This is a genomic window from Lutibacter citreus (assembly GCF_003260195.1).
GTDB classification, from domain to species: domain Bacteria; phylum Bacteroidota; class Bacteroidia; order Flavobacteriales; family Flavobacteriaceae; genus Lutibacter; species Lutibacter citreus.
The window spans coordinates 349,687-361,613 of sequence record NZ_QEIH01000002.1 but is presented as its reverse complement, the minus strand read 5'-3'; the positions used below and the strand labels follow the sequence as shown (position 1 = coordinate 361,613).

Below are 11,927 nucleotides of genomic sequence, written 5' to 3'. Positions count from 1 at the left end.
ATGATTTTTGAAGATACAGATTTTAGACAAGAATTATTAGATACAGAAAACCCTTTGGATGTTAAACTTCTTCAAACGTTTTTAAAAAAATATGATTTTGATTTTAATCCAGAAGAAGTAGATTTTACCATGATTGTTTACAATTTAAACGATGATATAATTGGAACTGGATCATTATATAAAAATACCTTAAAGTATGTGGTTATTGCACCAGAGTTTAGAGAAACTACTGCCTTTTCAATTGTAGTTACCTATTTAACTGATAAGGGTTTAGAAAACTATAAACAGTGTTTTGTTTATACAAAACCTACTACTGCAAAATTATTTAAAGCATTAGGTTTTTCATTAATTACTACCGCAGAACCAATTTATGCTGTATTAGAATTTGGTTATAAAACCATTAAAGATTACCAAAAAAAGTTAGAAAAATTAAAAGTAAAAACTGTCACAGAAAATGTAGCTGCAGTTGTGGTAAATTGTAATCCCTTTACCATTGGCCACCGTTATTTAATTGAAAAGGCTTCAAAAGAAAATGAAATTGTTTATTTATTTGTAGTTAGTGAAAATTTATCTGCTTTTACCTTTGAAGTTCGCTGGAAATTAATAGAAGAAGGTATTACCGATTTAAAAAATGTAATAATGTTGGCTACTGGACCATACATAGTTTCTGGAGCAATTTTTCCTAATTATTTTTTAAAAAATGAATCTTGGAATTTAGTTTCTCAAAAACAAGCTGAAATTGATGTAAACATATTTACTACTTATATTGCACCTATTTTAAATATTAAAAAACGATATATAGGAAGTGAAAATTATTGCTTAACAACTAAAGCTTATAATACTGCAATGCATAAAATTTTACCAGAAAATGGTATTAAAGTTATTGAATATGAGCGCATTTCTGTAAATGGAAAAGATAATTATATAAGCGCTTCAAAAGTAAGAGAAGCTATAAAAGAAGATAAATTAAATGAATTTTTAAACTTTTTACCTGAATCAACTAAAAACTTTTTACTGTCTGCAGAATCTGACTCTATTAAAGCTAAAATAAAACAAAGTACTGCTAGGCATTAATTACTTTTTACCATTGCAATATGTGGAATTCCGTCTTCTAAATATTCTTTTCCTTGTTGAATAAATCCGTGAGATTCATAGAATTTTTTTAAATACTTTTGAGCTGAAATTTTAATTAATTCTTCATTAAAATAATCTTTTACAGCTTTTATAGAAGCTTTAAAAATAACGTGACCAAAACCATTAATCCGTTCTTTTTTAGCTACTAATACTCTACCAATACTTGAAACCTCAAAATAATCTCCTGGTTTAAAAATACGTGTATAAGCTACTAATTTTTCATTTTTGAAACCTAAAATATGTATTGCTTTTTGATCTTTAAAATCAATATCTTGATATACACAATCTTGTTCTACAACAAAAACTTCACTCCGTAATTGAAGCATAGCATATAATTCATCTTTTGTTAATTCAGTAAAGGTTTTTGTTTTTATTTGAAGCATTATTTTTAAAAATATTAAAAGATAAAATTAGGTGTTATTTTATTGAAATTTATAAAAATAATTGACTTTTTAACAATGAAAAATTAATTAATTATACATTTGTCACTTTTGAAAAAATAATTGGAACTAAACCGAAAAACCAATTCAAAAATAAAGTAGGTATTGTTTTAAAAATTAATTAATGAAAAAAATTCTATTTTTAGTAAGTTTATTTATCTCTGTCGCATCATTTTCTCAAACAAAACTATATGTACATCCAGATGCTGATACGTATGTAGCTAATACAAAAACTATCGCCATTTTACCTTTAAAAGTTCAAGTAAAACTAAGACCAAAAGAATTAAAAGATTTTACAACTGAACAAATTATTCAAATGAATAAAGATGAATCTTTAGATATTCAAAAAGGAATGCACACTTGGTTTTTAACTAGAAAAAAAAGAGGATCTTTATTAGTTAATGTTCAAAATCCTTCACGTACAAATGCATTGCTTAAAAAAAATGGAATAGATATTCACTCATATGATGAATATTTACCAAGTGAATTAGGTAAAATTTTAGGTGTTGAAGCTGTAATTACAGGAAACTTTGAAACTTCAAAACCAATGTCTAACGGAGCAGCAATAGGACTTGCAGTATTAACAGGTGGAATGTTTGCAACTAGTTCAGCAATTATGAATATGGATTTTACCAATACAGCTGATGATGAATTAGTTGTAAATTATAATAAAAAAATAAAAGGTTCATTAGGTAGTGATGCTCAAGATTTAATAAATATTTTAATGAGAAAAGTATCTAGAAGAATACCTTATACAAAATAATATAAAAACTATTTTACTAAAAAAAAGCGATGTTTAAACATCGCTTTTTTTTTAATCTTTATTTATCAATTCTTTTAAATCATCCCTTTTAAATTCTGGCTGAAAATTACAGTGTGTAATTTGAAATTTTTCTAATAAAAGTTTCTCAATTTTTTCACAAATTAAATCAAATTCAGATAATTTAATATCTTCATTAAACTCTATATGCGCCTCAATATGGCAATCGTATTCATTTAATTGCCAAATATGTACATGGTGAATATTTTTAATTCCTTTTACTTTTACAACATCCTCTGCAACTTCATCAATATTAACATCTTCTGGTGCAAATAACATTAATATTTTAGTTGAAGCTATTAAAATACTCCAACTCATATAAATTAAATAGATTGAAATTAATAAAGTTAATAAAGCATCAATCCAATAAATTTGATAATATTTCATTAATAAACCTCCTACTAAAACAGCTACACTAGTTAACATATCTGTAAATAAATGAACATAAGCAGATTTCATATTTAAGTTGTGTTTAGCATCGCTTTTTAATAAAAGCACACTAAAACCGTTTGCAGCGATTCCTAAAATTGCCAACCAAATTACTAAGTTAGTTTTAATTTCATGAGGATTATTAAAACGTTCAATTGCCTCTTTACCTAAAAAAACCGCAACAATAATTAGTGTAGCAGCGTTTATAAATGCTGCTATAATTTCAGCACGTTTGTAACCAAATGTATATTGCTTAGTTTGTTTCTTTTTTTTAGTTAAAATATTAGCTATATAACTAATTATTAAAGAAATAACATCAGAAAAATTATGGACAGCATCAGAAATTAAAGCTAAACTTCCTGATATAAATCCACCTATAATTTGTGCTACGGTAATTACTATATTTAATACTATAGATATTAATAAGTTTTTACCTGATAATGTAGGATGATTGTGTGTATGATGATGACTCATTATTTTATAAATAAAAATACCAATCAAATTTACGTAACATTGTTAAATGATTACAATTTAATTGGTATTAAAATTTATTAGAGTTGTTATTTACATTAACAACAACTTGTAGGTATTTTATCTATTCTTGTTTTATGGCGTCCACCTTCAAATTTTGTATTTAAAAATATATCTACAAATCCTAAAGCTTGTTGTAATGATACAAAACGTGCAGGAATGGCTAAAACATTTGCATCATTATGTAATCTTATCAATTCAACAATTTCATTATTCCAAACCAAACCAGCTCTAATACCTTGGTGTTTATTAGCTGTCATTTGGGCACCATTTCCACTACCACATAAAATTATACCATAGGTAGCTTTTCCAGATTCAACCGCATCAGCTACCGGATGAATAGCATCAGCATAATCCATACTATCATTTGAATCGGTTCCAAAGTTTAAAACTTTTATACCTTTGCTTTCTAATTGTTTAATAATTTCGAATTTATACTCAGTACCAGCGTGATCATTACCAATTGCAATTACCATTTTTTAGTTTTTGTTAATAAGTTAGACTGCAAAAGTACAAATTCACGGTTATTAACAGTAAAAAAACTGATTGTTAATAGTAATTTTTAATTAACTGAGTAACAATAGCTTTATATAAACTTAACATTGTGGATAAGTTTACACTTAAAAAAGAAAAGTATTTTTTGATTATTTAATTAATTTATCTAATCCAGAATGTAAAGTTTAAAACCAAATTTATTTATTGATTTTTCATCTAAAGTTTTAAACATACATGCTAACGGTTATTAACAATAAAAATCAATATTTTTATACAATTAAATAGGTTGATAGTACTTTTAAGAGGATGTTAATAACCTATCTAATTTTAGTGATTAATAAGTGTTTAAATATTTATAAACTGTTAGTATGTTTTAATAAGTGAAATATCAAAATATATTATCAAGTATTTATGCTACATATTAACACACTATAATAGCAATCATTCTTTTTTAAAATTTTAAATAAAACTTTTTATTATATATATATATGTTGATAACTACAGATTATTTTAATTCTGAAATTATAATTGAAATTTTCTTCTTCTTTTATTAATTAAAAAATAAGAACTCTATATTTTTATTGAAAGCTTTAAAGTATTTGAAGGTATTGAAACAGTTTCTATAGTATCTTCTGAAGTAAAAGAATTATTAATACTCTTTACTGTTATTAAAATTCCTACAAAGAATATAATAAGAAATAAGATAATAATTTTATATAATCGTTTCATTAATAAGTTGTTCTATATTAATAAAGACGTATTAATTTACTATTTGTTACAAATATTTTAAGAAAATTTTAACTTTTATTAAATGGTACTATAAAATTTATAGCTTTTTCAAGTATTGAAACGTGAAAGTTACCTGAGCCTATAAGTTCTCCATCTGCCTGAATATAGGCTTTTTCATTATTTAAAACCTCAATTTTTAATTCTGAAGTTTTATAATTATTAACTAATTTATGATTAGTAATTTTTCCATTAAACAATCCTTTTATGTTTAATAAAAGTGTTAATAACGTTATTTTTTTAATAAATGATATATCAAATAGACCATCATTAATTGTTACGTTTTTAGTGAGTTGCATTCCTCCACCAGAATATTTGCATAACCCAATTAATAACATTAAAGTTTTAGTTTTCAGTATTTTATTGTTAAATAAAATTTCTAAAGTAGGTTTTTTATAACTAGTTAATCCTGCTAAAGCGCCGGTTAAATAGGCTAGATATCCTAAATTTTTGTACTTATTAACTTTGTTAACAACGTGCGCGTCAAAACCTATACCAGCTAAATTATTAAAGTAGATTTCTTTTTTAGTGTTTTGTAGTATTATTTTGCCAATATCTTGTTGAATATAATTTTCTTCTTTGAGTGTTTGAATTGCTTTTTTGTAATCTTTTGAAATTTTGTAGGTTTTAATCCAGTCATTTCCTGTTCCTATAGGAATTATTCCAACTTTTATTTCTGATTGTTTGTAGTGAGGAGTTAAATTTTTTAATTCTAAAATTGCATTTACAACATTATGTAAAGTTCCATCACCACCAACGCAAATAAATTTATTAAATCCTTGTTTTATAGCGTTTTGAATAAGTATTATTGAATGTTTTTGGTATTGAGTAATACTAAATTCAAATTGAAAATTTTGTTTTTTTAATTCATTGTTAATAAGTGGCCATTTCTTTTTAGAACTACCATTTCCGGAGGTTGGATTAATCACTACAAACCACTTATTTTTCATAAAACTCAACTAATTTTTAAGCAAAATACGAATAGATAATTATATAAGGTTTTATTAACATTTTCAAAATTAAATATTTGTACTTTTGATAGAAATAAAAAATGATATAATGTCGAAGAAGAAGAAAATTTTTAAAAAGAAAGGAAATATAGTAAAAGATTTAACTAGAAAATTACTACAAATTTTAAATAAAGACGCTGAAAAAGGGTTCAATTACCGTCAACTAGCAGCAAAATTAGATATATCGGATGCAAATGGCCGCAACCAAATAATACAAAAATTGGAAGAATTAAAAGGGCAACAAAAAGTTGAAGAAATGGATAGAGGTAAATTTAAAATTGTACCTAAAAATAAGTATTTTATTGGAACTTTAGATGTAACATCTAATGGAAATGCTTATTTTATGTGCGAAGAATTAGAAAAAGATATTTACATTCCAGCACGAAATTTAAATAGAGGTTTAGATAAAGATACCGTTAAAGTTTATATATATAAAAGAAAAAATAGTAAGAAAGAAGAAGGTGATGTTGTAGAAATTATAAAACGTGCAAAAACTGATTTTGTAGGTGTTTTACAATTAAATAAAAACTTTGGTTTTTTAGTTGCAGATGATCATAAAATGTATGCAGATCTGTTTATTCCAAAGAATAAATTAAAAGGTGCAGAAGATGGTTTAAAAGTATTGGCTAAAATGACAGATTGGCCTGGAAATTCTAAAAATCCATTTGGTGAGGTAATTGAAATTTTAGGAAAACCTGGAGATCACGAAACAGAAATTCATTCTATACTTTTAGAATATGGATTGCCTTATAAATTTCCAGAAAATGTAGAAGCAGAAGCAAGTAAATTATCTTTTGAAATTACTGAAGAAGAAATTTCAAAAAGACGTGATATGCGTAAAGATTTAACCTTTACCATAGATCCAAAAGATGCTAAAGATTTTGATGATGCCTTATCTTTTGAAGTATTAGAAAATGGAAATTATGAAATTGGAATTCATATTGCTGATGTTTCACATTATGTGCAAGAAGGAACTATTATAGAAGACGAAGCTTATGACAGAGCAACATCGGTTTATTTAGTAGATAGGGTAGTACCAATGTTACCTGAAGTATTATCTAATGGAGTTTGTTCTTTACGCCCAAATGAAGAAAAATTAACGTTTTCTGCTGTGTTTGAAGTAAATGAAAAGGGCCATGTTTTAAACGAATGGTTTGGAAGAACTATCACCTATTCAGATAAGAGATTTGCTTATGAAGAAGCTCAAGAAATTATAGAAACAAAAGAAAATGTTGTTTCTTCTGAAATTTCAATTACTGGAGAATCATATAAAGTTGAGACAGAAATTGTAACTGCTATTTTAAAATTAGATGAATTAGCAAAAAAACTTCGTAAAAAGCGTTTACAGCAAGGTGCAATTACTTTTGATAGAGTAGAGGTTAAATTTAATTTAAATGAAAAAGCGGAGCCAATAGGCGTGTTTTTTAAAGAATCTAAGGATGCTAATAAACTAATTGAAGAATTTATGTTGTTAGCTAATAGAAAAGTTGCCGAATTTATTGGAAGTAAAAAAGGTGTTCCAACTAAAAATACATTTATTTATAGAGTTCATGATGAACCAGATTTAGAAAAATTAGAAAAGCTGCAAAACATTGTTAGTAAATTTGGATATAAAAATATAATAGATACTAAAAATAAGAAAACTACCTCAAGTTCATTAAATCAATTATTAACTGATGTTCACGGAAAAGGTGAAGCAAATATGATTGAAACACTGGCCGTAAGATCTATGAGTAAAGCAGTTTATACTACGCATAATATTGGGCACTATGGATTGGCTTTTGATTATTATAGTCATTTTACCTCACCAATTAGACGGTATCCAGATGTTATGACACACAGGTTGTTACAACATTATTTAGATGGTGGAAAATCTCCAAAAGCTGAAGCTTATGAAGAAAAATGTAAGCATTCATCTGATCAAGAATATATGGCTTCAAAAGCTGAACGTGATTCTATAAAATATATGCAAGTTAAATATATGGAAGATCATAAAGATCAAGAATTTGAAGGTGTAATTTCTGGTGTTACAGAATGGGGAATTTATGTTGAAATTATTGAGAATAAGTGTGAAGGAATGGTAAGAATTCGTGAAATTAAAGACGATTATTATTTATATGACGATAAACAATATGCACTAGTTGGGCAATCAACAAAAAATTTATATCAATTAGGTGATCAGGTTTTAATAAAGGTAAAACATACCGATTTAGAACGTAAACATTTAGATTTTACTTTACTTAGTAAGATTTCTGAATAATTTATTATTAAAGGCACAATTATTGTCTTAATAGAAAGTTATAATTAAAAATATTACAAAATGAAAAATATAACAATATTATTGTTTTTAGCTTGTTCATTTGCATTCGGACAAGAAACTATTACTAAAAACTTAGGAGATTTTAGTGAATTAAAAGTTTATAATGGTTTAACAGTTGAACTTAGAAAATCAAAAGAATCGAAAATTGAAATAACAGGATCTCAATCAGGAGATGTTACCGTAAAAAATTCAAATGGAATTTTAAAAATAAGATTACAATTTCCAGAGAGTTTTAAAGCTGAAGATATAAGAATTGTCTTATTTTATAATAATAATCTAAATATTTTAGATGCTAATGAAGGTGGTTCAATTATTTCAGAAAATACAATTAAACAACAATATTTAGAAGTAAAAGTACAAGAAGGAGCTAAAATTTATCTTGCTATTGATACTAAACATTTAACTGTAAAATCAGTATCTGGTGGTCTTATTGAATTATCTGGAAATACTGAAAATCAGAATATTGAGGCTACAACTGGAGGTATTTATGAAGGCTACAAATTAATAAGTAAACAAGCAATTGTAACTGCTGCTTCTGGGGCAAAGGTAGAAGTTTATACAACTGAAATTTTAGATGCAAAAGTTCGTTTTGGAGGTACAATTCATTATAAAGGTACTCCGGAAGTTTTAAAAACTAAAAAAATTATTGGTGGAGTTATTAAAGCTAGAAATTAACAATAGTTTATTGTAGATAGTATTTCAAAGTTCAGTTTTATAAAATTTAAGCCTTGTTTTATATTAATTACTATATTTGTATCACAAAATTTAATTAAATGAATGCATTAAATATATTTTTAGGAATGGTAGGTCCTTGGCAATGGATAATTATTGGTTTAGCAATTTTATTATTGTTTGGAGGAAAAAAATTACCAGAATTAATGAAAGGTCTTGGTGGCGGAATTAAAGAATTTAAAAAAGCTACACAAGATGAAGATGATGAAAAAAATGATAAAAAAGGAGAAGATAAAAAATAATATTTTTTAAATAAATTATAATAAACCGATACTTTTGTGTCGGTTTTTTTTTACCTAAACATTTTACAAATAGAAATAATTAATTTATTTCTATTTTTTTTACCAATTTTAACTATACAATATATATACAAAAAGTACTTTTTATAGAATAAATGTACTTTTAACTATTAATTTTTAAAATGGACCATTATTAATCCGTCCAGTTTTCTATTTTTGCTAGCAGTTAATATGTAACTATAGTTATATAAGACTATTTAGTATTTTGAAAATCAATAAGTTTAACTAGAATAATTAATAAAAATAATAGTAATTATGTATAAAAATATTTTACTTGTATTATGTATATCAATTTTTACAATTGGTGGAGTTATAGCTCAAAATGGTACAGTATATGGAACTATTGTTGATGAAGTTTCTAAGGAGAAAATACCATTTGCAACGTTAGTTTTAAAATCTGGAAATATAACCAAAGGAGTTAGTTCAGATTTTGATGGAAACTTTTCTTTCAATAAAATTCCAAATGGAGTTTATCAATTAACAGCTTCTTATATTGGTTTTAATGATAAAGTAATTAACAATATTAATATTGCAAAAAGTAATTCAAAAGTTGAATTAGGTACTATTTTTTTATCAGTAGGTACAGAAGCATTAAAAGAGGTTCAGATTACTGGAGTTAATAAAACTCAAACTACTAAAATAGATAGAAAAACTTATAGAGCATCTGATTTTGCTACCGCTAAAGGTGGTACGGCTTCTGATGTTTTAAATAAATTACCTTCAGTAAATGTGGCTTCAGACGGTAAAGTTTCTGTACGTGGAACAGAAGATTTTATGGTGTATTTAAACGGTAAACCTACAAATATTGAACCTTCAGTTTTATTAGCTCAAATTGCGAGTAATAATATTGATAAGGTAGATATTATTTCAGTTCCTACAGCACGTTATGATGCACAAGGAAAAGGTGGTATTGTTAATATTACTACTAAGAAAAATGTAGCATCTGGTTTATCTGTTTCTGTAAATGGTTTAATTGGTGGTGCTCCTTGGAATAACGTAACTGATGATTATAGTGATGATAAATTAAAGGATGACCGTTATGGTGGTGGTTTTAATTTAAGTTATGGTACTGAAAAAATTACTTTATACGGTGGTTTTAATTACAATATGAAAAATGTAAACGGATTGCGTTCTGGTGAAGCTAGAGTGTTAACTTCTACAGGTCCAGATCAATACTTTCATATGAATGCTAAAGACGGTCAACGTCCTGAGTGGTATGAAAATTATTCTGCAAATGCAGGAATTGACTTTATTTTAAGTGATACTAAACAATTATCATTATCATATTTCTACGGAAATAGAAATGAAGGAAGAGCGGCATATTATATTTACAATACCTTTTTTGCCGATGAAAATCAGGCTAATAAAGATGTATCTACAGAAAAATTTATGTACAATCCTAATGTTGATAATAGATACGGTAAATACAATACTTTTAATGTAGATTATGTTTCTAAGTTAGATAATAATGCTACTTTTAAAATGGCTGCAGCTTATGAAACTTCTGATTTAAGCAGAGAACTAAACAATAAAAATTATTTTTATACTTCTAGAGCAGCTGTAGAAAATGATATTGAAAATAATTATGCAAATGCAGATCAATTTAATAACTATTCATTGTCTGATGATACTCCTTTAAAAGGTGCTCGTTTTGCTACAGATTATGAAAAGGAATTTGATAATGGAAATTCTTTTGGAACTGGTTTACAAGTGCAATACACAAATATTGATGGTGATTTTAAATTTGAAAATGGTTTAGTTACTAAAAATTTAAATAATTCTATTGATTTAACAAGAACGGTTTATGCTGCTTATGCAGATTATACGGGTTCTGCAGGAGATTTAAGTTATATTTTTGGTGTAAGAGCTGAATATCAAGATCAGTCAATGGATATTGCAGAAACTGATTATGTGCCAATTTTTGGAGCTGATTTAAAACCTAATTATTCTCAAGAAAAACTTGATTTATTTCCATCTGCACATTTAAGTTATAAATTAAATGAAGATAATAAGTTAACGTTAGCAGGAAGTAGAAGAATAAATAGAGCTTCTGTTACTAAATTAGCACCTTTTTTATACCGTCGCCATTTTGAAGTTTATGTAGTTGGTGATCCAGAACTAGAAGCTGAATATTTAAATAATGTAGAATTAAGTTTTAACAAGGCTATTAACAAGCATACTTTTAATTTAACTGGTTTTTACCGCGGAACAGACAATACTGTATTTAGAGTAAATACTGTTACTACTGCTGCTCAAAACCCTAATCTTAATCAAATTTTAAAGGAAGACGTATTGATTCGTTCTTATACAAATGCTGGAAATTCAACTTCGTTAGGAGCGGAGTTAGATGTAAATATTATGGTAAATAAATTTGCTAAATTCTTTATAGGAGCTTCTCTATATAACTATCAAATTAAGGGAGATGTATTTGGTTACGATGTAGATCAAAACAGCACAAATTGGTCTTTAAAAGGAAATGTAGTGTTTACATTGTCTGATGAATTTAAATTTAATTATGACTATAGCAGAATATCTAATACCGTAACTTCTCAAGGTCAAAATGATGCTTTTACAGTATCTAATATTGCTTTAAATTACCAACCTAAAAATGCAAATTCTTGGAATTTTTCTTTACGAGGATTGGATATTTTTGCGCAAAATGATCAAGGTTTAGATACCAATGCATATAACCAATCTAATGATCAAATCTTTTATCAAGAAACATTATATGAACGTCAAGGACCTATTTTTGAATTAGGTGTTTCATATTCATTTAATGCGAAAGGAAAGAAAAATAAATCAAAATCTTTTGAAGGTGATAAACACTTTAAATAGTCAGTTAGGTTTTAGTTAAATATTAACTGACAACTACAAATTACGAACCCATAATCTATTAGATTGTGGGTTCTTTGTTTACATTTGAATCCTAAT

At 26.2% G+C, this 11,927-nt stretch carries 10 protein-coding genes; 6 read left to right on the top strand and 4 right to left on the bottom strand.

The features are described 5' to 3' along the window. Positions 1 to 1,074 carry a [citrate (pro-3S)-lyase] ligase gene (gene citC / locus DAD81_RS04565; RefSeq protein WP_111707053.1) on the top strand — a complete coding sequence of 358 codons (1,074 nt, stop codon included), beginning with the start codon at positions 1 to 3 and terminating at the stop codon, positions 1,072 to 1,074. Here citC and DAD81_RS04560 read toward each other — a convergent pair. Then, positions 1,071 to 1,517, bottom strand: a complete 447-nt coding sequence (locus tag DAD81_RS04560) for a GNAT family N-acetyltransferase (RefSeq protein ID WP_111707052.1) — start codon at positions 1,515 to 1,517, stop codon at positions 1,071 to 1,073. The genes citC and DAD81_RS04560 overlap by 4 nt on opposite strands. 181 nt (positions 1,518 to 1,698) lie before the next feature. On the opposite strand from DAD81_RS04560, the gene DAD81_RS04555 reads away from it, so the two are divergent. Further along, on the top strand, positions 1,699 to 2,337 hold the full coding sequence (locus DAD81_RS04555; protein WP_111707051.1) for a hypothetical protein: 639 nt from the start codon (positions 1,699 to 1,701) through the stop codon (positions 2,335 to 2,337). 51 nt (positions 2,338 to 2,388) lie between these two features. Here the strand turns inward: DAD81_RS04555 and DAD81_RS04550 are convergent, their stop codons facing one another. The 3 genes from DAD81_RS04550 to DAD81_RS04540 form a co-directional block, all read right to left on the bottom strand. Then, a complete protein-coding gene (locus DAD81_RS04550) occupies positions 2,389 to 3,297 on the bottom strand; it encodes a cation diffusion facilitator family transporter (RefSeq protein WP_111707050.1) in 909 nt (302 codons plus the stop codon). A 95-nt stretch (positions 3,298 to 3,392) separates the two neighbouring features. Beyond that, positions 3,393 to 3,830, bottom strand: coding sequence for an RpiB/LacA/LacB family sugar-phosphate isomerase (locus DAD81_RS04545; protein ID WP_111707049.1), 438 nt, complete (start codon positions 3,828 to 3,830; stop codon positions 3,393 to 3,395). An 816-nt stretch (positions 3,831 to 4,646) separates the two neighbouring features. Next, positions 4,647 to 5,585 (bottom strand): diacylglycerol/lipid kinase family protein, encoded by a 939-nt coding sequence (locus DAD81_RS04540; protein ID WP_111707048.1) that lies wholly within the window; start codon positions 5,583 to 5,585, stop codon positions 4,647 to 4,649. A gap of 109 nt (positions 5,586 to 5,694) precedes the next feature. Here DAD81_RS04540 and rnr point away from each other — a divergent pair, with 109 nt between their 5' ends. The 4 genes from rnr (at position 5,695) to DAD81_RS04520 (ending at position 11,831) form a co-directional block, all read left to right on the top strand. Continuing rightward, complete coding sequence (gene rnr, locus DAD81_RS04535; RefSeq protein ID WP_179950022.1) at positions 5,695 to 7,905, top strand: ribonuclease R; 2,211 nt, start codon at positions 5,695 to 5,697, stop codon at positions 7,903 to 7,905. Between the two features lie 60 nt (positions 7,906 to 7,965). After that, positions 7,966 to 8,640: a head GIN domain-containing protein gene (locus DAD81_RS04530; RefSeq protein WP_111707047.1), complete on the top strand. Its 675-nt coding sequence runs from the start codon at positions 7,966 to 7,968 to the stop codon at positions 8,638 to 8,640. A gap of 98 nt (positions 8,641 to 8,738) precedes the next feature. Beyond that, the gene (locus DAD81_RS04525; protein ID WP_111707046.1) at positions 8,739 to 8,939 is read left to right on the top strand and encodes a Sec-independent protein translocase subunit TatA/TatB; all 201 of its coding nucleotides are present in this window, start codon (positions 8,739 to 8,741) and stop codon (positions 8,937 to 8,939) included. A gap of 312 nt (positions 8,940 to 9,251) precedes the next feature. Further along, positions 9,252 to 11,831 carry a TonB-dependent receptor gene (locus DAD81_RS04520; protein ID WP_111707045.1) on the top strand — a complete coding sequence of 860 codons (2,580 nt, stop codon included), beginning with the start codon at positions 9,252 to 9,254 and terminating at the stop codon, positions 11,829 to 11,831. Positions 11,832 to 11,927: the final 96 nt, after the last annotated feature.